The following is a 23,787-nucleotide window of genomic DNA, read 5'->3' as shown; positions in this document are numbered from 1 at the left end:
TTTCTGTCAGTTGCAGTGAGCAGAGCATTCTGTTTTAGCCTTAATCTGCCAAAGAGGCGGTTGCAGCCGCCTTTTCCGGCAGTCGACGGTGGTCTCAAAGCACATAAGCCGCCGCTCAGACCGCCTGGTCGTGCGACGGCTTTTCCCAGAGGTTGACGCCGCCCTCGACCGCGTAGCGGTCGATCTCGACGAGTTCTTCCGTGGTGAACAACAAATTGTTCAGCGCCGCGACATTCTCCTCGACCTGCCGGGCCGAGCTTGCGCCGATCAGGGCCGAGGTGACGCGCGAATCGCGAAGCACCCAGGCCAGCGCCAGTTGGGCCAGCGATTGGCCACGGCGGGCGGCGATGTCGTTGAGCGCGCGAGCCCGCACGATATTCTCTTCCCTCAGGTGGTCCGGCCGCAGGAAGCCGCCGCCCGGGCGGTTGACGCGGGCATCGTCGGGGATGCCGTTCAAGTATTTGTCGGTGAGCAGTCCCTGAGCCAAAGGCGTGAAAGCGATGACGCCGGCGCCGACCTCGTCGGTCGCCTTCAGCAGGTCCTTTTCGATCCAGCGGTTGAACAGGTTGTAGGACGGCTGGTTGATCAGCAACGGCACGCCCCGCTCCGCCAACAGCGTGGCGATCTCGCGCGTCTTGTTGCCGGAATAGGACGAGATGCCGACATAGAGCGCCTTGCCCTGCTCGACCGCGAATGCGAGCGCCGAGGCCGTTTCGTCCAGCGGCGTGTCGGCATCGAAGCGGTGCGAATAGAAGATATCGACATAGTCGACACCGAGGCGCTTCAGGCTCTGATCGAGGCTGGACAACACTGCCTTTCGCGAGCCGCCGCCCCGCCCATAAGGCCCCGGCCACATGTCCCAGCCGGCCTTGGTCGAGATGATCAGCTCGTCGCGATGGCCAGCCAGATCCTCTTTCAAGATGCGGCCGAAATTGATCTCTGCGCTGCCGGCCGGCGGCCCGTAATTGTTGGCGAGATCGAAATGGGTGATGCCGAGATCGAAGGCCTTGAACAGGACTGACCGCTGCGTTTCGATCGGTGTCGTGTCGCCAAAATTGTGCCAGAGGCCGAGCGAGATCGCCGGCAGCTTGAGGCCGCTTCGGCCGACACGGCGAAAGGCGGCATTGTCATAGCGGTCGGAGGCAGGAAAGTAGGTCATCTGGTGTTTCCATTGAATGAAAAAGACCGGACACAGGCTCTTTTGCAGGCCTGTGTCCGGCAAGTTGGGCTTGCCCTGAATTAAAGGGCACCATGCCTCGGCGGCAGGATGCCGTTGAGGTAGTAGTTGCCGATATGGTGATATTTCCACCGGACCGGGTCGTGTAGCGAGTGGGTGCGGGCATTGCGCCAGAAGCGATCAAGGCCATAGCTTTCGAGCGTCGAGCGTGCACCGCCAAGCTCGATCAGCTTGGTCGCCGCCAGTTGCGCCACTTCGGTTCCAAGCGCCTTGACCTCGGCAACCGCGATCGAGGCTTCGGCCACCGTGTTCTCGGTCGGATCAGCCGTCGCGAGATCAAGCAGCCGCCCTGCCCGCGCCAGCAGTGCATCGGCTGCATGAACCCGAATAGACACGTCGCCGATCTGGTGAATCGAATGGGCATCCTCGTAGCCGTGCTCGATCGAGAGCTCGAAGAACGGTCGTGCATAGGCCCTTATGTAAGAGATCGCTTCGGCAAGTGCACCGCGGGCAAGGCCCACCTGCACGGCCGAATGAATGATCTGGGCGAACGGCCCCATCGGCGTCGGCTTTTCGAAGACGACGTCGTGGTCGACGACCTGGAACGGCGTGATCTCGACATCGTCGAAAGTGACTGTGCCGCTGCCGGTCGACCGCTGGCCGAAGGATGACCAATCATCAACCAGGTCCAGACCCGGAGTGGCTCGGTCGATGAACACAATATGCACCCGACCGGTATCATCCTTGGCGACCGCCACGATGATGTGGGCGAATAGCGAACCGGTCGCGTAAAATTTCTGGCCGTTGAGCCGAAGCTTGCCGTCGCGCTTCACAAAAATGGTCTTGTAGTCGACCGGCGTCCTGGTGCCGATTTCCGTGAAGGCGTTGCCCAGCCGGTCGCCATCGAGAATGCGCGCGAAATAGTGTCGCTTCTGCTCCTCTGTCCCGGCGAGCCGCAAGGCCTCCACCATGTAGAAGTGGTTCTGCGGGATCTGGCCGATCGAGGAGTCGGCGGCCGAGATGATCGCCGTCACCTCGGCCAGCGTGACGGCGGAGACGCCGGCGCCGCCGTATTCCTTCGGCACGGTGATCGCCCAGAGACCCGCTTGGGAAAAACGCTCGATCTCTGCAATCGGCAGCCGCCGCTCACGATCGCGGGCAACGGCGCCGGCGGCAAATTCCCGCGCGAGTTCGCGCGCTACGGCGACGGCTTCCGCATCGCCCTTGATGCGGTGCGCCTTCTTTTGCCGCGGCGGGATGTGGGGTGCCGGGCGGCCGGCGGTCAGCGCGGCCTCCCGGTGCAGATTTCTGTCGTTCTGGCTCATCGATCCGGCCTCAATTCCAGGCATGGCGCGGCGGATTGACGCCGTTCAGGTAGTAATTGCCGACATGGTAGAACTTCCAGCGCACCGGATCGTGCAGGGTGTGCACGCGGGCATTGCGCCAGTGACGGTCGAGGCCGTGCTCGGCCAGCGTCGAGCGGGTGCCGGCCAGTTCGAACAGCTTGTTGGTCGCGAGGATGGCGATCTCGGTGGTCAGCACCTTGGATTCAGCGGTCTTGATCGTGGCCTCGGAGACTGTTTCCTCGTTCGGATCGGCGCCAGCGACGTCGATCGCACGTCCGGCGATCTCCAGCAGAGCCTCGGCGGCATGAAGCTTGATCTGCAGATCGCCGATTGCGGCGATGGTGAAGAGGTCCTCACCGGCGGTTTCCTTGCCGCTGTCGATCCAGGGGCGGCTCTGGGTCCTGACGAAGGCGATGGTGTCCTCGATCGCACCACGGGCGATGCCGAGATCGATCGCCGACTGGATGATCTGCGAGACCGGACCGGCGATTGTCGGATGCTCGAAGGAGGTGACGTGCAGCGCGCGGGCCTTCGGCACCCTCACATCCGCGATCCGCACACCACCCGAAGCGGTGGTGCGTTGGCCGAAGCTCGACCAGTTGTTGGTCACCGTCAAACCCGGGGCGTCGCGGTCGGCGAACACCAAATAGGCCTGCCCATCCTCGGTGACGGCGACGATCGGCACGACATGGGCGAGAAGCGCCCCGGTGGTATAGAATTTCTCGCCGTTGACCACGGCCTCGTCGCCCTCGAACCGGACACGGGTTTCGAAGGCGGCAACGTTTTTGCTCTTCAGCTCGGAAAACGCGTTGCCGAAACGGATGCCCGAGAGCGCCAGCGCAAAGAGGTCGCGCTTCTGCTCGTCGCTTCCGTCGAGATCGATCGTGCCGACGATCGCCAGATGGTTCTGGGTGATCTGGGCGATCGCCGGATCGGCGGCCGCAATGGTCTCGATCACCTTGGCAAGCGTGGCGTAGGAGACGCCCGGTCCGCCATAGGCCTTCGGCACATTGATGCTCCACAGCCCGCTCTGGGAGTATTCATCGAGTTCGACGATCGGCAGCAGGCCCTCGCGATCGCGCAGGGCCGCGCCGACCTTGAACCTTTCGGCAAGCCGCTCGGCGATCTCGATGGCTTCGGCGTCTGTCTTGATGACATGCGCCGGCGTTGCGGGCCGCGGCCGGGGCGCCACCGGATCGGTGGAGTTGACGCGCGGATGGATGGAATGGTCGATCTTGGTTTCGGGAAGCGTACCCATGGTCATATCCTCATTGAAAAGGGGAGAGAGAAATCAGCTGCCGGTCGGGCGCAAAGCTTCGCTGCGCTTGATTGCCTCGATGTCGCGGTAACGGGCGCCCGGATGCGGGGCCTCGAGCCGAGCGCCAAGGCCGAACAGCTTTTCGCGCAAGGTGCCGGGACGGTATTCGGTGGGATAGACGCCGCGCTTCTGCAGCTCGGGCACGAGATAGCCGACGATGTTCTCGAAGGTTTCCGGGGTGACCGCATAGGCGAGATTGAAGCCGTCGACGCCGGTTTCCTCGACCCATTGCTGCAGCTCGTCTGCAACGGTCGCAGCCGAACCGACGATCACCGGGCCCATGCCGCCGATGCCGCCCCATTCGGCGAGTTCGCGGATGGTCCAGCGCTTGTTGGGATCTCCCTCCGACAGGCTCTCGACCGCGGAATGGATCGCGTTGGTCTCCACCTTCGTGACCAGGTCGTCCGGACGGTACTGCGAGAAATCGATGCCGGTCCAGCCGGACATGAAGACCAGCGAACCGTCATAGGAGACGTAGTCGAGATATTCCCGGAACTTGGCGCGCGCCTTTTCGTCGGTCTCATCGATGATCACCGTCAGGAGGTTGTAGATCTTCAAGCTGTCCGGCGCGCGGCCCGCGGCAACGGCCCGCTGGCGGACGTCGGCGACGTAGTTGCGCAGGATGGTCTTGGTCTGGGCGGCAACGAAGACACATTCGGCGTGCTCGGCCGCAAACTTCTTGCCGGCCCCCGATGCGCCCGCCTGGTAAAGAACCGGCGTGCGTTGCGGCGACGGCTCGGTCAGGCCATAGCCCGGAACGTCGAAATATTTGCCCTTGTGGCCGATCTCATGGACCTTTTCCGGCAGCGTGAAGACGCGGTTGTCGCGGTCGCGCACCACCGCCCCGTCTTCCCAGGAGCCTTCGAGCAGCTTGTAGATTACCTCAAGATACTCGTTGGCGATGTCGTAGCGGTTGTCGTGACGCTGCAGCCCGGCCTGGCCGATATTCTTCGCGCCACTCTCCAGGTAGGAAGTGACGATGTTCCAGCCGACACGGCCTTTGGTATGGTGGTCGGCGGTCGCCAGCCGACGTGCGAAGGTGTAGGGGTGTTCGAACGAAGTGGACGCCGTGATGCCGATGCCGAGATGCTCGGTTGCAAGCGCAATCGGCGCGGCCAGCTGCAGTGGATCATTGACCGGGATCTGCGCCGCTTGATGGATCGCGTGGTAATTGTCGCCCTTGTAGACATCGTAATATCCGACGACGTCGGCGATGAAGATGCCATCGAAAATGCCGCTTTCGAGCGTGCGGGCAAGATCCTGCCAATAGTCCAGGTCCTTGTATTTCCACGACCTGTCGCGCGGATGTGCCCAGAGCCCCGGCGATTGATGACCAACGCAGTTCATGTCGAACGCGTTGAAGTGAATGGTCCTGCTCATCGAAAGGCTCCTCAATCGGTCTCAGTGTGCGAGCAGCATCGCAGAGCGCGGGGAGAAAGCCAGTTATTCTATATTTTTTATCAATTATTCGGGGGAACGTTTTTCCCCGAAAGCGGCATTTGCGGAAAACCGCTCTGTCCCGGCAAGGTCGACCTGGCGGCGTCGAGACGCGAGTGGAGTGCGGTGCGCTGCCGATCCGTGACAATTCGGCAAAAGCATTTCGCCTGCGCCCTTCGGAACGATAAAACATACTTTGTCGATATAATAGATAGATTATACTGTCTACCAAGTGTCGAGACGACATCGTTGGAGCAGGCAGAACATGGTCAATTCGATCTTCGGACAAACAGGCACGTCGATCTTCGAATCCATGTCACGTCTTGCGACGGAGACAGGCGCAATCAATCTTGGGCAGGGTTTCCCGGAGGGTTTCGAACCCGCGCCGCTGATCGAGGCCGCGGTTCAGGCCCTGCGCGACGGCCCACACCAGTATCCGCCGATGATGGGTCTGCCCGCGCTTCGCCGGGCGGTCGCAGAAAACGCAAAGCGCTTTCTCGATCTCGACGTGGATTGGCAAAGCGAGGTGCTCGTCACCTCGGGGGCGACCGAAGCCCTGGCGGACACCTTCTTCGCCCTTCTCGATCAGGGCGACGAGGTGATCGTTTTCGAACCGGTCTATGATGCCTATGCCACGCTGATCCGTCGTGCAGGCGCAAAGGTCGTTCCCGTCCGGCTGACGCCCCCGCACTGGGAGCTGCCGCGCGAAGCCCTGGTCAAGGCCATCACGGCGCGCACCCGGCTCATCGTCGTGAACACGCCGATGAACCCGATCGGCAAGATCTTCGATCCTGAGGAATTGTCCTTCCTCGCCGACCTGGCAATCGCCCATGATCTCATCATCGTCGCCGACGAAGTCTATGAGCACCTTGTCTTCGACTACCGCCCGTTCCATTCGCTGTTTGGCGTCGATGCAATCCGCGACCGGGTGGTGCGCATCGGCTCGGCAGGCAAGAGCTTCTCGGTCACGGGATGGAAGGTCGGTTACGTCACGTCAAGTGCCGGACTGTTACAGCCGATCGCCCGCGCGCATCAGTATGTCACTTTCACCACGCCGCCGGCGCTTCAGGCGGCGGTCGCGGTCGGGCTGACGCTGCCGGATGACTACTTTTCCGACCTGCGCCGGACACTTGGCGCACGCCGGGATCTGCTGGTGCGCGGATTGCGGGACGCGGGCTTCGATGTCGCCGATGTGCCGGCAACCTATTTCGCCGTCGCCGATATCGGCCCGCTCGATCCCGACGGCGACGATCTGGCCTTCTGCCGCCGCCTCACACTCGAGGCCGGCGTCACCCCTGTGCCCGTCTCCTCCTTCTATGGCGACCGCGACGTCAAGAGCCATGTGCGGTTCTGCTTCGCCAAGACGGAGGAGACGATCCTCACCGCGATCGAACGGCTTCGCCAATGGCGCGAAAAAGAGGGTTGGAGGGCGGCATCGTGACCCGCCGCGAGACGCCACCCGACATTGGCGCGGCGATCGCCGCGCTCGAAGCGCGTTATCCAGCCTCGGTGACGACCGGCAAGTCGGCGCGCCGCCTGCATGCCAGCGACGAGAGCCATCACGAAGGTCACGAGCCGGACATCGTCGTGCATCCAAGGACGACGGAGGAGGTCGCCGACATTGTGCGGATCGCAGCCCGTAACCGCGTGCCGATCACACCCTTCGGCGCCGGTTCCGGCCTTGAGGGTGGCGCCATTCCGCAATTCGGCGGCATCTCGCTCGACACGTCCGAACTCTCCGAGATATTCGAAGTTCGCGCCGACGACATGATCGCCCGCGTCGGCGCCGGCGTCCGCCGGCTCGACCTCAACAGGGCGCTGCGCGACACGGGCCTGTTCTTTCCCGTCGATCCCGGCGCCAATGCCACGATCGGCGGCATGGCCTCGACGGGAGCCAGCGGTACCAATGCCCTGCGCTATGGCGTCATGCGGGAAAACGTCCTCGGCCTGACCGTGGTTACCGCCGATGGCAACATCGTCAAGACCGGTTCGCTGGCCCGCAAATCCTCCTCCGGCTATGATCTCACCCGTCTCTTCGTCGGCTCGGAAGGCACCCTCGGCATCATCACGGACGTGACGCTCCGGCTCCATCCCATTCCGGATGCGGTCTCGGCCCATGCCGGGTTCGAGACGCTGGCCGGTGCGGTCAATGCGGTCACCGACATCAAGCGCGCCGGCCTTGCCATCGGCCGCGTCGAGCTTCTCGATGCGTCTCTGGTCGAGGTCATCAACCGCCGCGGCGCCATGCGCCTTGCCCCCCTGCCGACCCTGTTCTTCGAATTCCACGCCTCTCCCTCCGAAATTGCCTCCGTCTCCGGGACCGTTTCCGAGATCATCACGGAAAACGGCGGCGGCGGGCTTCAGTGGCCGAGACCTGGCGAGCAAACGACAGCCCTTTGGGAAACCCGCCGCGATTGTCTTTCCTGGGCGAAAGCTGAGCGACCCGGATCGCAGTCCTGGCCGAGCGATGTCTGCGTACCGATCTCAAGGCTCGCCGAAGTGATCCTGGCGACCCGTGAAGATGTCGCCCGCTCGCAGATTCCGGCCCATATCGTCGGCCATGTCGACGACGGCAATTTCCACTGCGTCTTCATCCACCTGCCCGAGGAAGAGCACGCCGTCGCGGAACTCGCGGACCGCATCGTGACACGTGCTCTCGAGGCCGGCGGCACGGCAAGCGGCGAGCACGGCGTCGGTCTCGGCAAGCGAAAATTCCAGCTCGCCGAGCATGGCGCCGCTGCCGTCGCGCTGATGCGCTCGCTGAAGCAGACGCTCGATCCGCTGGGAATTCTCAATCCCGGAAAGGTCCTGCCGGACCTCTCCCACACCTGAACCGCCTCGCATCTCGAAAAGGAAAGACATCGCATGCGTACTCCCTCCCTGATCGCCGGAACCGTATCGGCCATCGCCCTGTTGATCGCCGCCCATGCCCCGGCCTTCGCCGAAACCATTAAGTTCGGCGTCACCGCCGGTCCGCACGCCCAGATCGCCGAGGCACTGGTTCCGGTGGCCAAGGCCAAGGGCCTGGATGTCCAGGTCGTCGAATTCTCCGATGGAGCGCTGATCGACCCGGCCACCAATGACGGTGACCTTGATGCCAACGGTTTCCAGCACACGCCCTATCTCGAGCGGCAGAATAAGGACCGCGGCCTCAACCTCGTGTCCGTCGCCGGCAAAACCGTCCTGCTGCCGATGGCTGGCTATTCCAAGAAATTCAAGTCGCTCGCCGACCTGCCGGATGGCGCTCAGGTGTCGATCCCGAACGATCCGTCCAACGGCGGCCGTGCGCTCAAGCTTCTCGAAGCCGGCGGCGTGATCAAGCTGACGCCGGGCGTCACCTTCCAGGCCACAGAACTCGACATCATCGAGAACCCGAAGAACATCAAGATCATCCCGATGGAGACCGCGCAGCTGCCGAGGTCGCTGGAAGACGTCGATTTCTCGGTCATCACCTCGCATTTCGCCCTTTCCGCCGGACTCAACCCGAAGAAGGACGGCCTGCTGATCGAAGACCAGCTGTCTGAATATTTCTGCCTGATCGCCGTGGCCGACAAGAACAAGGATGCCCCGTGGGTGAAGACCCTGGTCGAGGCCTACAAGTCGCCGGAAGTGAAGGCCGCCATCGAAAAGACGTTCGAAGGTAACGTCATCGCAGGTTGGTAAGATGAGCCTTCTGGCACGCACAGGGCCGGGCTTGTCCCTGCCCGCCCAATCCGAGCTGGCAGATGTGGTGCAATCCGCACCCGCTGCCGCCCGACCGATCATCGAGGTCCAGTCGCTGACCAAGGTCTATGACCTGAAGGCCGGCCCGGTTCTCGATGACGTCTCCATCGTCGTCGAAGAAGGTTCGGTCCACGGCATCATCGGCCGGTCCGGGGCGGGCAAGAGCACGCTCGTGCGGTGTCTGAATGGTCTCGTATCCCCCACTTTCGGCCGGATCACCGTATCCGGCCGCGAGATCAGCGCCCTGAAGGGTGCGGAGCTGCGCAGGGCGCGGCGCGACATCGCCATGATCTTCCAGCATTTCAGCCTCCTGTCGTCGCGGACGGCCGCCGCCAACGTTGCCCTGCCGCTCGAGATCGCCGGCGTGCCAAAGGAGATGATCCGTCAGCGCGTTCCGGCCCTGCTGGACCTGGTCGGGCTTGGCGGCAAGGCAGATTCCTATCCGGTTGAACTCTCAGGCGGCCAGAAGCAGCGCATCGGCATTGCCCGCGCACTGGCCCTGGAACCGACAGTTCTGCTCTCCGACGAAGCAACCTCGGCGCTTGATCCCGAGACGACAGAGCAGATTCTCGCACTGCTCAAGGACATCAACCGTCGCACCGGCATCACCGTCGTCCTCATCACCCACGAGATGGAGGTGGTCCGCCAGATCGCGGATCACGTGACGGTGCTCGAACACGGCAAGGTCATCGAGACCGGCCCGACCTTTGACGTCTTCGCCTTTCCCAAGTCGCCAATCGCCCGCTCGTTCCTGTCGAGCATCGTCGCCCATGACCTGCCGCCCGAGGTGTCGGATGGGCTGGTTGAGAGCGCCACGGCGGAAACCGATCCCGTGCTGCGCATTACCTTCACCGGCGTTGCGGCCCATGATCCGGTCGTCGCGACCCTGGTCGAGCGCTTCAAGGTGCGGCCCAATATCCTGCACGGGCGCATCGATTACATCGCGGGAAAGCCGCTCGGCATCATGACGCTGATCGCCGAAGGCGGCGAGCCGAAGCTCGATGCCATCCTTTCCTATCTGTCTTCCCTCGGTCTCCACGGAGAGGTCATCGGCCATGCTGTCCGGTCTGCTTTCGCCGGCGCTCATCGCGCTCATTCTTGATTCACTGCGGGATACTGTCACCATGGTGACTGTCGCAGCCTTGCTTTCGACGCTGATCGGCCTGCCGCTCGGCGTGCTGCTGGTCGTCACGTCGTCGGGCCAGTTCCTGGAGCGGCCGCTGTTCAACAAGGTGATCGGCACGCTGGTCAACCTGGTGCGCTCGACGCCGTTCATCATCCTGATGGTGGCTATCATTCCGTTTACCCGGCTGATCGCCGGAACGACGGTCGGCACCTATGCCGCCATCGTTCCGCTGACAGTGGCGATCACCCCGCTCTTTGCGCGGCTTGCCGAGGCTGCCATGCGCGAGGTCGATCAAAGCCTGATCGAGGCCGCCGAAAGCATGGGGGCGAGCCCGCTGCAGATCATCTTCAAGGTTCTGCTGCCCGAGGCCCTTCCCGGCATCGTCGCCGGCCAGACCGTCACTCTCGTCAGCCTGATCGGTTACTCGGCCATGGCGGGCACTGTCGGCGGCGGGGGCCTGGGCGACCTTGGGATCCGCTTCGGCTACCAGCGCTTCATGCCCGAGGTCATGGTCGCTGTCGTCGTCATCCTCGTCGTCATCGTCCAATCCGTCCAGATGTCCGGCGATCTCGCCGCCCGTCTCGTCAACCACCGGATCGCCCGCAGCCGCCGATCCCGCTGAAAGCGCACGGCCGCCGGAAACGGGTGGCCGCCGGCGTTGTCAAATTCATCCTCCGATGGCTGCTCGGGGGACGCCCAATAAGGAGAACTCAAATGACCATACACACCCTCCCGGTCCACCTGCCGCTCGTCGACATTTCGCGCTTCCATGCCGGTCCCGCCGAACGCGAGCGCTTCATCGCCGACCTCCGCAAGATCCTGCACGATCACGGTTTCTTCTATCTCACCGGCCACGGCGTCGATCCCAAGCTTGTCGCCGACGTGATTGCCAACTCGAAGCGCTTCTTCGCGCTGCCGCTCGAACAGAAGCTGGAGATCGAGATGGTGAAGTCGCCGCATTTCCGCGGCTACAATCGCGCCGGCTATGAGCGCACCCGCGGGCAGCAGGACTGGCGCGAACAGCTCGACATCAATACCGAGGGCACGGCGGTCGAGATCGGCCCAAACACGCCCGCCTGGAAGCGCCTGCTCGGCCCGAACCAGTGGCCAGCCGCCCTTCCGGAATTGAAACCCCTCCTGCTCGCCTATCAGGCGGAGGTCACCCGCGTCGGTATCGACGTGCTAAAAGCGATCGCGGTTGCCCTCGGCCAGCCAGAGGATGCCTTTGCCCAGATCTATGAGCCGCAGCCGTCGCAGCTTCTGAAGATCATCCGCTATCCCGGCCGTGAAGTGGCTGAGACCGATCAGGGCGTCGGCGCCCACAAGGACGGTGGCTTTGTCACCGTCCTGCTGCAGGATACGGTTCCGGGCCTTCGCGTCCAGACCGAGGATGGCGTCTGGCTCGAGGCTCCGCCGGTTCCAGGAACCTTCGTCATCAACACCGGTGAACTGCTGGAACTGGCAACCAATGGCTTCGTCCGTGCGGACGTGCACGACGTCATCGCACCGCCCGCCGGTGTCGAGCGTTTCTCCGTCGCCTTCTTCCTCGGCTCGCGCTACGACGCCACCATCCCGGTCATCGCGCTGCCGGAAGAACTGAAGCGTGAAGAGCGTGGTGTGACCGTCGACCCGCTCAACCCGATTTTCCGCGAAGTCGGCCAGAACCACCTGAAGAGCCGCCTGCGGTCGCATCCCGACGTCGCACGGGCGCATCACGCGGATCTGCTAACGCCGGAGCAGCTCGCCGGCGAAGCCGTCGCCTCCGCCTATTGACGCACTTCGGCCCCGGAGCGTCCTTGCGCTTCGGGGCCGAGCAAGGACGCCCGCGCGTAACGCGGAGAAGAGCAAAAAAATCCTGCTCGGGCATTTCTATTAGTCTATAAAATCTATCAATTTTATATTGATCAATTAGTCTGTTCCCATCATCTCATCCATGGGGACAAACCGATGACCAAAACGCCTCCCAGGCCACTTCAGCCGGTATCCGGCACGTTTTCGCGCCGCACGCTCCTCAAGACGGCCGGCATCGCCGGGGCCGCCGCCGGTTTTGGCGCTCTCGCCGGCCGCAGCGGTTCCTATGCCATCGCCGGCAACCTCATCCCGATCAAGCTTGAGTGGACGGAAGTTGCCGCCTGCCATTCGCCAGTGGGCTTCGGCCTTGCCAAGGGCATCTATGCTAAGCATGGCCTTGAGGTGGAACTCTTCTATCAGGGCGCCAGCGGCCAGACGCTGATCCAGGCGCTTGCAACCCGCAAAGCGGAAGCAGGCCCAGGACTGCTCTACGATTGGCTGAAGCCGATCGAACAGGGTTTCGACGTCAAGCTGTTCGCCGGATCGCACGGCGGCTGCCAGCGCGTTCTCGTCAAGCCCGATTCCGGCATCAAGACGCTGACGGACCTCAAGGGCAAGACGATCGGCACGTTCGACGTCATGTCGCCGTCGCGCGTTGCCTTCTCGGTGGCGCTGGCCAAGGCCGGCCTCAACCCGGAGACCGACGTGACCTGGAAGGTGTTTCCCTTCGACCTCGTCGCTGAAGGCGTGTTGAAAGGCGAGGCCGATGCCGTGGCGCACATGGACCCCTGGGCCTATTCCTACGAAAAGCAGCACGGCTTCGTGAAGATCGCGGACACCCAGACCGGCGCCTTCCAGGACCGCGTGTGCTGCGTGCTCGGCGTCAACGGCGACTACTATGAAGCCAACAAGGACGCCATCAAGCGCGTCGCCGCGGCCAACCTGGAAATCCACCAGTACACGGCCAAGCATCCGGACGAAGTGGCCAAGTGGTATTTTGATACGCTGAGGCCGGGCCTGCCGCTCGAGGATCTCACCGAAGTGCTGGCCTCCTTCACCTATCACGACCACTGGTTCGGCAAGGAACTGCTGAAGGAGGTCAGGATCGGCTACGAGGACCTGAAGCTCACCGGCGTTGCCGATGCCTCCACCGATCCGGAGGAAATCGCCAACCGCATCACCATCGACATCTTCGCGTGATCCGGCCATGAGCGAGGTCACCCGAAGCGACATCGATCTTCTGTCCCGGGCTGCAACGCCCCGCAGAAGCCTCCTGTGGCGCGACGGCCTTCTGGCCGCCGCGACCTGGGCGACAGCCGCCGCCATCACGGCACTGCTGCCCGATGTCATCACATGGGGCGCGACCGGCCTGTTCGCCATCGTGACGGGCGCCATTGCGGCCGTATTCCTGGCGCTCTCCCTCGCCGTCCCGCAATTTGGTCGTTCGGCGAGAACCCTGGTCCACTACGGTCCGTGGTTCATAGCATTGGGCATCTGGCTTGCCGCTTGGGAACTGCTGACGGCCAAGCTCGGCTGGCTGCCAAAGCCGTTCTTCTCGCCGCCGCAGGGGCTTTTGCATGTCTATGTGACAGACTGGGATCGCCTGCTCGTCTGCGTCGCCTACACTGCGCGGCTCTGGGGCCTCGGCTTCTTCTCCGGCATCGTGGTCGGCTTTGCCGCCGGCGTGGCGCTGGGCTGGTCAAAACGCTTCTCTTATTGGGGCATGCCGCTCCTGAAGCTGATCGGCCCGGTTCCGGCGAGCGCCTGGATCCCCTGCACCTTCTTCATCTTCCCGAGCACCTTCCAGGCCTCGATCTTCCTCGTCGCCCTGGCGTCCGGCATTCCCGTCGCGATCTTGACGGCCGCCGGCGTCGAACAGGTCAACCGCGCCTATTATGACGTCGCCCGCACGCTCGGCGCCTCCAAACGCTACCTGATCTTCAACGTGGCGATCCCGGCCTCGTTGCCCAATGTCTTCGTCGGCCTGTTCATGGCGCTCTATTATTCATTCGCCGTTCTGGTCGTTGCCGAAATGCTCGGGGCCAAGTTCGGGCTCGGCTGGTACCTGCAGTTCAACACCGCCTATTCGGCCTATGCCAATGTCTACGCCGCGCTGATCGTCATGGCGCTGATCTGCGCCGGCCTCGTGCACCTGCTGTTCGTCGCCCGCAACCGGCTTCTCGGCTGGCAGAAGGGGATCCTCTGATGGCGCTGGCTTACCAACAATCCGAAGTGGCAAGCCAGAACCTGGCCCTGGATATCGACCGGGTGTCGCATGCCTATGATCTGGGCGAACGCCTCCTGCCGGTCCTCGACAACGTGTCAATCACCGTGCAGCCCGGCGAGTTCGTCGCGCTGCTTGGGCCTTCCGGCTGCGGCAAGTCGACATTGCTGCGGCTCGCGGCAGGCCTCGAACATCCACGCCAGGGCGAATTGCGCGAAGACGGCGAAACCATCGGCGGACCGAACCCCGACCGCATTCTGGTTTTCCAGGAGGCAACGCTGTTTCCCTGGCTGACCGTGCGCAAGAACATCGCCACGGGCCTTGATGCCCGCGGCGTGCTGCAAGAACAGGGGCACCGAGTGGACGAGGTGCTGAAACTCGTAAAGCTCGAAGCCTTCGCCGACGCCTATCCGCACCAGCTGTCCGGCGGCATGGCCCAGCGCGTGGCGATCGCCCGGGCGCTGGTCAACGATCCGAAACTGCTGCTGCTCGACGAGCCCTTCGGCAAGCTCGATTCGCTGACGCGGCTGTCGATGCAGAAGGATCTGCTTCAGCTATGGAAGCAGGCCGGCTTCACCGCCCTGCTCGTCACCCACGACGTCGAGGAGGCCCTCCTGCTCGCCGACCGCGTCATCGTCTTTTCCGACCGCCCGGCGCGCATCGTCGCCGAGGTAACCGTCGAAAAACCGCATCCGCGCCGACGCGACGATGCCGAACTGGTGCAATTGCGCCAGACGCTCCTCGAACAGTTGGGGGTAGCTCATGACGTCTGAGACGCGGCTCCCCCTGCTGCTGGGGGCACTCGGCCTGATCATCACGGCGCTGGCCGCCGGTTGGTGGTGGCTGATCTTCGGCACGGTCGTCGAAAGCGGCTACATCACCCATGTCCAGGCGGCGAGCTGCCTCGCCGGGACGTCGGCTCTGTGCAACCTCGCCCAAGCGCTCTGCACCAACGATCATCTGTTCGGCATCCGCTGGTATGCGCCGGAAGCCTTTTGGGCCGGTACCGCATTGCTGATTGCCGCCCTCGTCCACGTCACGATCAAGGCGGACAGCCGCTCCGCCGATCAAACCCGCTCAACGGAGGTAGAACCATGACCATTCAACAGTCGACCGACACAATCGAGCAATCGGCAACGCCGCAGGTTCCTGTAGGCGCACCGAGCTTCAAGAGTCTTCACCCGGAAACCCTTGCGCTCCATGGCGGGAACTTCCGCTTCGATCCGACGACCGGCGCCGTCGCCGTTCCGATCTACCAGACCACGTCCTATCAACTGCCGGGCACGGAGGGCGCCGACAAGCTCTTCGCCCTCGAAGCGCCGGGCCATCTCTACAGTCGCGTCTCCAATCCGACCCAGGACGCCTTCGAGCAGCGCCTTGCGGAAATCGAAGGGGGTGCCGCCGCCCTGGCCGTCTCGTCCGGACAGGCTGCCTCGGCATTTGCCATCCTGAATGTCGCCCGCGCCGGCGACAACATCGTCAGCGCCGCCGGCCTCTATGGCGGTACCTGGGCACTGTTTGCCGCGACGCTGAAGAGCTTCGGCATCGAAACCCGCTTCGTCGACGCTGCCGATCCGGAAGCCTTTGCCCGTGCCACCGACGACCGTACGCGCGCCTATTACGCTGAATCGCTGCCCAATCCGAAGCTTGAAGTCTTCCCGATCGGCGAAGTCGCCGCCATCGGTCGCCGCTTCGGGATCCCGCTCATCGTCGACAATACTGCGGCACCGCTCATCATCCGCCCGCTCGAACACGGCGCCGCGGTCGTCGTCTATTCGGCGACCAAATATATCGGCGGACACGGCACGTCGATCGGCGGCGCCATCGTCGATGGCGGCAATTTCCCCTGGGCTGACCTGAAGGATCGTCAACCCAACCTGAACGAGCCCGATGCGAGCTATCAGGGCAAGACCTGGATCGAAAAGGCCGATGCTATCGGCTTCTTCCCCTATATCCTGCGGGCCCGGGCCGTGTTGTTGCGCGACATCGGCGCGGCAATCAGCCCGCAGAATGTCTTCCAGCTGATCCAAGGCCTTGAAACCCTGCCGCTGCGTCTTCGCCAGCACAACGAGAACGCCATCAAGGTGGCCGAATTCCTCAAGAGCCATCCGAAGGTCGCGAACGTGATCTTCCCGAAGTTCCAGACGGGACTGGCCGGCGAGCGCGCGGCGAAGTACCTGAAGTCCGGCTCCTATGGCGCGCTTATCGGTTTCGAACTTAAGGGTGGCCGCGAGGCGGGCCGGCGCTTCATTGATGCGCTCGAGCTCTTCTACCATCTCGCCAATATCGGTGACGCGCGGTCGCTGGCAATCCATCCCTCGACTACGACCCATTCGCAGCTTTCGGCCGACGATCAGCTCGCGACCGGTGTCACGCCCGGCTATGTTCGCCTTTCCATCGGCATCGAACATGCCGATGACATCATCTCCGATCTCTCCCAAGCGATCGACGCTGCCTGAGGCAACTTGGAAAGCAGGAGGAGGGGCGGATGTGAAACCCACATCCGCCCCTCCTTCGTTTCCTATGAGGCTCGAGCGTCTCCGAGTGCGACCCGATCAGCCGGCCAGTTCACGTTCTTTCCGCCGATCGGCTCCCAGGGTTTCAAGTGCCGTGCTCAACTGGTCGGCTACGAAGACGGCATGGTCGGTCACCTGCGGCAAACCCATCAGTTCGCCGAACGTACCGCGCGCCAGAGGTCCGCCGATGAAGAGACCAGGTGCCACCTTGCCGTCGACGCCAAGCGTCCGGGACCGGCCGTCGCACAAGAGCCCGAGCCCGGTCGGGCAAAGCGCCAGATAGCCCTGCGTCTCCAGCTCGGTCAGAAACGGTTGCGACTTGAGAATGCCCCCATGGGCAGGACCCGTCGTCACCACGACCGAATCCACCGTCAGTTCGCGTATTTCGTCGCTTCCCCTGAGCTTCACGCCGACGTTCAAAGCGGTGCCGACTACTGAAGCGGTAGCAAGAGAGGCGGCCAGGACTTCCAGGCGGCCGGCACGGATCGCATCATCCAGCACGCGCTCGAGCTGAGGTGCGATCCGGAACCGGTGGGCATCCCAATAGGGCCGCACGTGACGTGCCAACCTGCGCCGCGCCTGCACGGGGAGGGCCCGCCAGATCTGCTGGCCTTGGGCACGAACGGCGTCAAGCACCGGATGCCAACCGAGACCCAGGCATCGCGCTTCGCGCAGTGCCCCCCGAATACGGAATAGCAGTTGCGATGCGGTGAAGGCCGGCTGCGTGACGAAATCGCCAAACGGTTCGCGCGCCACGGCAGGATGGCCGCGGGATCTAAGGCCGCGGCGGGAGATGGAAACGATATGTCCGACATGACCGCGTTCGGATAGGGCCGCCACGACGTCGGCCGAGGTCAGCCCGTTGCCGATGATCAACACCCGGTCATTCCTGCCGATCGCATCCAGCGCGCCGGGCGCCGTCGGATCGGTGATGTAGTGCGGACTTCCGGCAAGCGGGGACAGCACCCACGGAGGCGCCGTTTCAGGATGACTGGTGGCGAGCACGACGAGGTCAGCCTCCAGATCCGCCCCGTCGGCGGCGCTGACGCGCCATCGCCCCTTGGAGCGCGTCAGTCCGGTCACGCGCGTCCGCCGGTGTTCCACCGCGCCGCTGGAAAGATAGGGCGCCACCATTGCGAAGGCATATTCCCCAAAGACATGGCGGCGCGGAAAGGGCTGGCCGTCCGGGGCGAAGGCCGTTCCATCACCCGCCAACGCGCCCGTCTCGGCGATCCACCGGGCAAAGCTCTCCGGATCGTCGGGAAAGAGGCTCATCTTCGAAGCCGGCACGTTGATCCGGTTCGCCGGTTCGTCGGTATCGTAGGCCAGGCCCTTGCCGAGTTTTTCCCTCGGCTCGAACACGACGATGCGCGCTTCGCGCCCCGCGCGATTTCGCGATGCCAGATGAAGGGAGACAGCGGCTCCGGTGAAACCGCCGCCGATGATTGCGACGACGGGAAGGGGGACGTAGGGCGGCATTTCGATCTCTCCAACGAGGAAAGGGACGGACGCGAAGGCACAGCCGACCTCGGGTGAATGGGACGAACTTATCCAGATAGGAGCGCTAAGCGAACGCATCTATTTCTATAGATTCAGAATACTATAGATTATTTTCCCTCGCACTCTACGCCTTGATGTCAGGGACATCGGGCGCTTTCCGTCGTCGAGACGGATCGAACTACTCGCAAATCTGGCCAAAGCGGAAATTCGTGGCCGCAAGCCTCGGAAAAAGAGAGAAATTTATCTCTACTAATTTGATGGATTAAATCATCATCTCCTCAATCGCATGCAGAGCATCCGCGACCAGCCAAGGAGAGGAACATCATGGCACTGAAACGCAGAGATTTGGCCGGCCTTGTCGCCGCCACCGCCCTTTTCACCATCCTGCAGGGAGCACCGGCTTTCGCCGCTGACGTCACGCTCAACATCGGCTACCAGCCTATCGTCGAGCCGTCGCGCGTGCCGCAGGCCGACGGCACCTATGAGAAGGTGACCGGAGCGAAGATCAACTGGCAGAAATTCGACGGCGGCGCCGACGTCATCGCTGCGATCGCATCCGGTTCGCTCGACATCGGCTATGTCGGCTCCTCGCCGCTCGCCGCGGCCGCAAGCCGCGGCCTGCCGATCGAAACCATCGCCCTCGTCGGTCTGATCAGCGAGGCGGAAGCCCTTGCCGTGCGCGACATTTCCAAGCCCGAAGATCTGGCCGGCAAGAAGATCGCCACACCCTTCGTCTCGACCGCGCACTACAGCCTGCTGACAGCGCTGAAGCACTGGAACATCGATCCGAAATCGGTCGAAATCCTCAATCTGCGCCCGCCGGAAATTGCCGCCGCCTGGTCGCGCGGCGACATTGACGGCGCCTATGTCTGGGATCCTGTTCTGGCCGAGCTCAAGAAGTCCGGCACGGTGCTTGCGACCTCGGCGGACGTCGCCGACTGGGGTGGCCCGACCTTCGACGCCTGGATCGTCAGCAAGACGTTTGCCGAAGCCCATCCTGACATTGTCGCAGCCTTTGTACGGGTTACCGGCGATGCGACCGCGGCCTATCGCGCCGACCCGGAAGCCTGGGGCCCGACCTCCCCCGAGGCCGCGAAAATCGCCAGGCTGACCGGCGCCAAGCAGGACGAAGTACCGACCCTCCTCAAGGGCTACATCTTCCCGACGCTGGAGGAACAGGCCAAGCCCGACCTTCTCGGCGGCGGCACGATCAAGGCGGTCGCGGAGACCTCGGCCTTCCTGAAGGAACAGGGCAAGATCCCGGCCGTCCTCGCCGACTACGCACCCTATGTCTCGTCGCGCTGGGTCGTCGACGCGTCCAAGCTTTCATTCTGACGAGCCAGACGTTGGCAAGTGGCCCGGTTCGCAAGGCCGGGCCATTTCCGTTCAAGATCCAAGAGGAGATTTGACGATGAGCATATTGTCCTTTCATGACGTCTCGCTGCGCTATCCGGCGCGTCAAGCCGGCTCCGGCCAGCCGCCGCTGGTTCTGGAGCGGATCAACCTTTCCGTCGAGACCGGAGAGTTTATCGTCGTCATCGGCCGCTCGGGCTCGGGCAAGACCAGCCTCCTCAATCTCGCTGCCGGCTTCCTGACACCGTCCAATGGCCGGATCGCCGTGGACGGAGCCACGATCGCGGGGCCGGGTTCCGACCGCGCCGTGGTCTTCCAGGACGATGCGCTATACCCCTGGCTCGACGCCCGCGATAATATTGCCTTCCCGCTCAAGCTGCGCGGCGTGAGCGAAAAGGACCGTCGTGTCCGCGCCGAAGAACTGCTCGAGCTTGTCGGCCTCGCCGATGCGGGACGCCGGCGCATCTCGGAGCTTTCCGGCGGCATGCGCCAGCGCGTCGGGATTGCCCGAGCTCTGGCCTCCGATCCGCGTTTCCTGCTGCTCGACGAACCTCTCGGCGCGCTCGATGCGCTGACACGGGCCAAGATGCAGGGTTTCCTGCTCGACGTCTGGTCTAAGAGCCGCGCCGGTGCGCTGCTCATCACCCACAGCATAGACGAGGCCCTGTTGCTTGCCTCGCGTGTCATCGTACTCTCGCCCAATCCCGGCCGGCTGGCCGCTGACATCGAGACGGGTTTCGCCGCCGAACTGCTGGCCGGGGCCTCGGTCAACCAGATCAAGGCATCGCCGCTCTTCAAGCGCATGCATGACGGGCTGACCAATCTCATCCATTCGATCTCCGACGAAACCGAGGTGGCAGCATGACCCTCATCAGCGAAGCTCCCGTGCTCTTGTCAGAGACGCCCTCCGAACAGCCAAGACGGAAGACCGTCGTCCCGCTCTACGTCTATTCGGGCCTGACGGTGACCGCCATCGTCGCCATCTGGTGGCTGGCAGCGCGCCTGGAGCTGGTGTCCCCGGTCTTTCTCCCGTCGCCGATCCTGGTCGCCCAATCGGCATGGAGCCTGCTGACCGTCGGCTTCGTCGATTCGACCCTTGCCGAACATGTTGTCGCCAGCCTCGGCCGCATTCTCGGCGGCCTGCTGGTCTCGATCCTTCTCGGGGTCCCGGCGGGTCTGGCGATCGGCACCAGCCGCATCGGTCGCGGTATTCTCGATCCGATCGTCGAGTTCCTGAGACCGCTGCCGCCGCTTGCCTATCTGCCGCTCGTCATCATCTGGGTCGGCATCGGCGAAGCCTCGAAGATCACCGTGATCGCCCTTTCCATGCTGCCGGCGATCATTCTGTCAACGGCCGCCGGCGTGCGCTCGGTATCGAAGGATCACCTCAATGCCGCCCGCTCCTTCGGTGGAACGGAACGCCAACTTCTGGTGCATGTGATCTTGCCCTCCGCCCTGCCCGCGATCCTTACCGGCATCCGGATCGCGCTTGGCACTGGCTGGTCGACACTGGTCGCCGCCGAACTGGTCGCGGCAACGCGAGGGCTCGGCTTCATGATTCAGTCGGCCGCGCAATTTTTGGTGACGGACGTCGTGCTGGCCGGGATCGGTGTCATCGCCCTGATCGCCATCCTGCTGGAACTGGCCGCTCGCGCGCTCGAACGCTGGCTGGTGCCGTGGGCAGCGGAAAAATGAGACCCGCCGCTTGAGCCGCGGGGAAGAATGGAGAAAGGGCTCCGGTCGGGAGCCCTTTCGTTTGTCGTACTGCCGCTCGGCACCGTCAGAGAAAGACGAGCAAGCCGGCAATGAAAAAGAAGGAGGCAATCAGCGCACCGGCCGGAAGTGCCTTGCGCAGATCTGGCCTGACGGGATTTGCGGTCCTTGACCGGCGGGAGGAGTTGTAGGGGATGTAGGACATGGGTCCCGCTCCCTCAATAGATCGGGAAGAAGCCCGATTGGAAAATCGCCTGATGTTCCAATGGCTTTTCATTGTCACGAATGTCGTGTTGTTGGATTTCGGTTGCGGGCCGCGGGTCCGCACCACGATCCCGCTCGGCGTCGCTCAAGCCGGCCTTCTCGCCGCGCGACGCGCCGAACACGCTGAAGGAGAAGACATTGATCCCAAGGGGCATTGCGCATTCCTCCTGTGTTTTTGCGAGGCCGTGCTCGCGTTGGAGCTGAAACTTCTCAATGGGCCGCTACGCCACGCTCATCGGCGAAACGATTGTCGCTGACAATTTGATCCTGCGCGACGCGGTGGCGGGCCGCGATTTTCAGAAGCGAAAGCAGTTCGTAGCCGCCCGTCCAGCGTCCGAAACCGCTCTTGATGTTGATGTGTCCGGCCTCGCCGATGTCGATGAGTGCGCTCTGCCAAGAGCTTGCAACGGTCTTGGCCTTGCTGAAGGTCATGTAGGGGTCGTCCAGGCTCGCGACCACGAGGCTTGGAAAGGGCAGCGGAGAAAGCGGCATATCACCAAAGTTGAGAACGCAGGGGTGGAGCTTTTCGGTCGCGACGAGGTCGCAAGGGGCGACGAGCAGCGCGCCGCGAATCCGGTTGGCCAGCGGACTTTTCGCGATGTTGGCGGTCAGGATACAACCGAGGCTATGAGCGACGAGCCACACGTCGCCCGACCGTTCAAGAACCGCTTCGAGCCGGCTGCGCCAGTCGGAAAGGTCCGGACAGGTCCAGTTGTCCTGCTCGACGAAGACGGCATCCTCCTTGTCGCGCGCCCAGTGCCATTGCCAATGCCCTTCGCCAGAACCGTTCAGTCCGGGAAGAATAAGCGTCTTGGAATCGTCAGCAGGGCGCATTCGCATCATCGTTGCCATCCTCGACTTGTGATGTCTGAGGGCCATTATGGCGCAACGCGCGGACTTCGCTAAGAAAGCGACACCTATTCTATATATATTTTGTAGAATTAATTTCTTGGAGCGTGCGAGGGCAGCACCGCCTGCCTCGCCAACGGCCGAACTTGTTCTTGGCCACGCCATAGGTTCTGCAAACAGCCTCGTTTCGATGAGATTGTGCTTCGCAGCGCTATTACCCTCGACATCACAAGACACCCTTTGCTGCGTCGCGCAATCTGCGCCTTCCACAAGACCAGAATTTGGGCAACGCGTTCAAAATCTGTGCATTCGACAAAATAAAATACCTATTACATAAAATTACTAGATTTATGATCGTGGCAATTCCGCATCGAACCCAAGCGATGCGAATTTCACGCAAGCAGGAGATTTCATGTCGAACTTTTCGAAACTAAACCGCCTCGCCGCAATCTCCCTGATGGCCGCGACGGCCCTCTCGGCCGGCATTGCCAACGCCGGCGAGACGCTGGACAAGATCAAGGAACGCGGACTCATCAAGGTCGGCGTCGGCACCACCCCCGGCTTCTTCTCGCCCGGCAGCGATGGTCGCTGGAACGGATTCTTCGTCGACTACGGTCGCGCACTGGCCATCACCGTTTTCAATGACCCCGAGAAGGTGGAGTTCACCAACTCCTCGCCGCAGCAGCGCCTGCCGGCACTGCAGTCGGGCGAGTACGACATCCTCCTGTCGGGGGTGACGCAGACGATCACCCGCGCCTTTAAGCTGGGCTTCCATTTCGGCCCGGTGATCTTCTATGACGGCCAGGGGCTGCTGGTTCGCAAGGATCTCGGCGTCACCAAGGGCACCGAGCTCGATGGCGCCACCATCGGCGTCCAGAGCGGCACGACCGGCGAGTTGAACATCGCCGACTTCTTCCGCAAGACCGGCAAGAAATTCACGCCCGTGACGATCGAGGAAACCGGCGAGTTCGTCAAAGCCCTGGAATCGGGCCGCGTCGACGCACTCACCCAGGACTCTACCGACCTGGCCGGCAAGCGTACCCAGTTGAAGAACCCGGACGACTACGTTCTTCTGCCCGAACGCCTGTCCAAGGAGCCGCTGGCTCCTGCGATCCGCGCCGGTGACGATCAGTGGCTCGAAATCGTCAACTGGACGGTCTACGCGACGATCCAGGCTGAAGAACTCGGCATCACCAAGGCCAATGTCGACGAGTTCCTGAAGAGCGAAGACCCGGCGATCCAGCGCTTCCTTGGCGTCGATCCGTCGCTCGGCGAAGCGATCGGCCTCGATCCGAAATTCGCCTACACCATCATCAAGACGGTGGGCAACTACGGCGAAATCTTCGACCGCAACATCGGCAAAGGCACGACGCTCAATCTTGAGCGTGGCTACAACAATCTCTGGACGAATGGTGGTCTTCTCTATTCTCCGCCCTTCCGTTGATCGCGC

22 protein-coding genes are annotated in these 23,787 nt (G+C 63.0%); 15 read left to right on the top strand and 7 right to left on the bottom strand.

All coding sequences use genetic code 11. The features are described 5' to 3' along the window. Nucleotides 1-115 precede the first annotated feature (115 nt). The 4 genes from mgrA to DYZ14_RS17825 form a co-directional block, all read right to left on the bottom strand. Complete coding sequence (gene mgrA, locus DYZ14_RS17840) at nucleotides 116-1,159, bottom strand: L-glyceraldehyde 3-phosphate reductase (protein ID WP_154721945.1); 1,044 nt, start codon at nucleotides 1,157-1,159, stop codon at nucleotides 116-118. A gap of 80 nt (nucleotides 1,160-1,239) precedes the next feature. Beyond that, nucleotides 1,240-2,502, bottom strand: coding sequence for an SfnB family sulfur acquisition oxidoreductase (locus DYZ14_RS17835; RefSeq protein WP_154721944.1), 1,263 nt, complete (start codon nucleotides 2,500-2,502; stop codon nucleotides 1,240-1,242). Nucleotides 2,503-2,512: 10 nt separating this feature from the next. Beyond that, nucleotides 2,513-3,781, bottom strand: coding sequence for an SfnB family sulfur acquisition oxidoreductase (locus DYZ14_RS17830; protein WP_154721943.1), 1,269 nt, complete (start codon nucleotides 3,779-3,781; stop codon nucleotides 2,513-2,515). Nucleotides 3,782-3,814: 33 nt separating this feature from the next. Beyond that, nucleotides 3,815-5,221 (bottom strand): LLM class flavin-dependent oxidoreductase, encoded by a 1,407-nt coding sequence (locus DYZ14_RS17825; protein ID WP_154721942.1) that lies wholly within the window; start codon nucleotides 5,219-5,221, stop codon nucleotides 3,815-3,817. A gap of 322 nt (nucleotides 5,222-5,543) precedes the next feature. Here DYZ14_RS17825 and DYZ14_RS17820 point away from each other — a divergent pair, with 322 nt between their 5' ends. From DYZ14_RS17820 to DYZ14_RS17770, 11 genes are all read left to right on the top strand, one after another. Then, nucleotides 5,544-6,719 carry an aminotransferase gene (locus DYZ14_RS17820; protein ID WP_154721941.1) on the top strand — a complete coding sequence of 392 codons (1,176 nt, stop codon included), beginning with the start codon at nucleotides 5,544-5,546 and terminating at the stop codon, nucleotides 6,717-6,719. After that, nucleotides 6,716-8,110: an FAD-binding oxidoreductase gene (locus tag DYZ14_RS17815; RefSeq protein WP_232365580.1), complete on the top strand. Its 1,395-nt coding sequence runs from the start codon at nucleotides 6,716-6,718 to the stop codon at nucleotides 8,108-8,110. The genes DYZ14_RS17820 and DYZ14_RS17815 overlap by 4 nt, the downstream gene beginning before the upstream one ends. Before the next feature lie 33 nt (nucleotides 8,111-8,143). Continuing rightward, a complete protein-coding gene (locus DYZ14_RS17810) occupies nucleotides 8,144-8,941 on the top strand; it encodes a MetQ/NlpA family ABC transporter substrate-binding protein (RefSeq protein WP_154721939.1) in 798 nt (265 codons plus the stop codon). Nucleotide 8,942: 1 nt separating this feature from the next. Then, nucleotides 8,943-10,103, top strand: a complete 1,161-nt coding sequence (locus tag DYZ14_RS17805; RefSeq protein ID WP_154721938.1) for a methionine ABC transporter ATP-binding protein — start codon at nucleotides 8,943-8,945, stop codon at nucleotides 10,101-10,103. Then, nucleotides 10,057-10,749 (top strand): methionine ABC transporter permease, encoded by a 693-nt coding sequence (locus tag DYZ14_RS17800; RefSeq protein WP_154721937.1) that lies wholly within the window; start codon nucleotides 10,057-10,059, stop codon nucleotides 10,747-10,749. Before DYZ14_RS17805 ends, DYZ14_RS17800 begins: the two co-directional genes overlap by 47 nt. Nucleotides 10,750-10,841: 92 nt before the next feature. Then, nucleotides 10,842-11,900 (top strand): isopenicillin N synthase family dioxygenase, encoded by a 1,059-nt coding sequence (locus DYZ14_RS17795; protein ID WP_154721936.1) that lies wholly within the window; start codon nucleotides 10,842-10,844, stop codon nucleotides 11,898-11,900. 174 nt (nucleotides 11,901-12,074) lie between these two features. Next, nucleotides 12,075-13,118 (top strand): ABC transporter substrate-binding protein, encoded by a 1,044-nt coding sequence (locus DYZ14_RS17790; RefSeq protein ID WP_154721935.1) that lies wholly within the window; start codon nucleotides 12,075-12,077, stop codon nucleotides 13,116-13,118. 7 nt (nucleotides 13,119-13,125) lie between these two features. After that, nucleotides 13,126-14,124 carry an ABC transporter permease gene (locus DYZ14_RS17785; RefSeq protein ID WP_154721934.1) on the top strand — a complete coding sequence of 333 codons (999 nt, stop codon included), beginning with the start codon at nucleotides 13,126-13,128 and terminating at the stop codon, nucleotides 14,122-14,124. Continuing rightward, a complete protein-coding gene (locus DYZ14_RS17780) occupies nucleotides 14,124-14,915 on the top strand; it encodes an ABC transporter ATP-binding protein (protein WP_154721933.1) in 792 nt (263 codons plus the stop codon). Before DYZ14_RS17785 ends, DYZ14_RS17780 begins: the two co-directional genes overlap by 1 nt. After that, the gene (locus DYZ14_RS17775; protein ID WP_154721932.1) at nucleotides 14,905-15,240 is read left to right on the top strand and encodes a hypothetical protein; all 336 of its coding nucleotides are present in this window, start codon (nucleotides 14,905-14,907) and stop codon (nucleotides 15,238-15,240) included. The genes DYZ14_RS17780 and DYZ14_RS17775 overlap by 11 nt, the downstream gene beginning before the upstream one ends. Next, nucleotides 15,237-16,601, top strand: coding sequence for an O-acetylhomoserine aminocarboxypropyltransferase/cysteine synthase family protein (locus DYZ14_RS17770; RefSeq protein WP_154721931.1), 1,365 nt, complete (start codon nucleotides 15,237-15,239; stop codon nucleotides 16,599-16,601). The genes DYZ14_RS17775 and DYZ14_RS17770 overlap by 4 nt, the downstream gene beginning before the upstream one ends. A gap of 96 nt (nucleotides 16,602-16,697) precedes the next feature. On the opposite strand, the gene DYZ14_RS17765 is transcribed toward DYZ14_RS17770, so the two are convergent. Further along, entirely contained in the window at nucleotides 16,698-18,137 is a 1,440-nt protein-coding gene (locus tag DYZ14_RS17765; RefSeq protein ID WP_154721930.1) for an FAD/NAD(P)-binding protein, read from the bottom strand. A 345-nt stretch (nucleotides 18,138-18,482) separates the two neighbouring features. Here DYZ14_RS17765 and tauA point away from each other — a divergent pair, with 345 nt between their 5' ends. From tauA to DYZ14_RS17750, 3 genes are all read left to right on the top strand, one after another. Then, the gene (tauA, locus tag DYZ14_RS17760; protein WP_154721929.1) at nucleotides 18,483-19,493 is read left to right on the top strand and encodes a taurine ABC transporter substrate-binding protein; all 1,011 of its coding nucleotides are present in this window, start codon (nucleotides 18,483-18,485) and stop codon (nucleotides 19,491-19,493) included. A gap of 76 nt (nucleotides 19,494-19,569) precedes the next feature. Beyond that, nucleotides 19,570-20,376, top strand: coding sequence for a taurine ABC transporter ATP-binding protein (locus DYZ14_RS17755; protein WP_154721928.1), 807 nt, complete (start codon nucleotides 19,570-19,572; stop codon nucleotides 20,374-20,376). After that, nucleotides 20,373-21,206, top strand: coding sequence for an ABC transporter permease subunit (locus DYZ14_RS17750; RefSeq protein ID WP_154721927.1), 834 nt, complete (start codon nucleotides 20,373-20,375; stop codon nucleotides 21,204-21,206). The genes DYZ14_RS17755 and DYZ14_RS17750 overlap by 4 nt, the downstream gene beginning before the upstream one ends. 236 nt (nucleotides 21,207-21,442) lie before the next feature. On the opposite strand, the gene DYZ14_RS17745 is transcribed toward DYZ14_RS17750, so the two are convergent. Both DYZ14_RS17745 and DYZ14_RS17740 read right to left on the bottom strand, forming a co-directional pair. Then, a complete protein-coding gene (locus DYZ14_RS17745) occupies nucleotides 21,443-21,643 on the bottom strand; it encodes a hypothetical protein (RefSeq protein ID WP_154721926.1) in 201 nt (66 codons plus the stop codon). 55 nt (nucleotides 21,644-21,698) lie between these two features. Continuing rightward, entirely contained in the window at nucleotides 21,699-22,331 is a 633-nt protein-coding gene (locus tag DYZ14_RS17740) for an RBBP9/YdeN family alpha/beta hydrolase (protein ID WP_232365579.1), read from the bottom strand. 463 nt (nucleotides 22,332-22,794) lie between these two features. Here DYZ14_RS17740 and DYZ14_RS17735 point away from each other — a divergent pair, with 463 nt between their 5' ends. Next, entirely contained in the window at nucleotides 22,795-23,781 is a 987-nt protein-coding gene (locus DYZ14_RS17735) for an amino acid ABC transporter substrate-binding protein (protein WP_232363977.1), read from the top strand. Nucleotides 23,782-23,787: the final 6 nt, after the last annotated feature.

The sequence above is a fragment of the Ciceribacter sp. T2.26MG-112.2 genome (assembly GCF_900492205.1).
GTDB lineage: Bacteria > Pseudomonadota > Alphaproteobacteria > Rhizobiales > Rhizobiaceae > Allorhizobium > Allorhizobium naphthalenivorans_A.
This window is presented reverse-complemented; position numbering and strand designations above follow the sequence as displayed.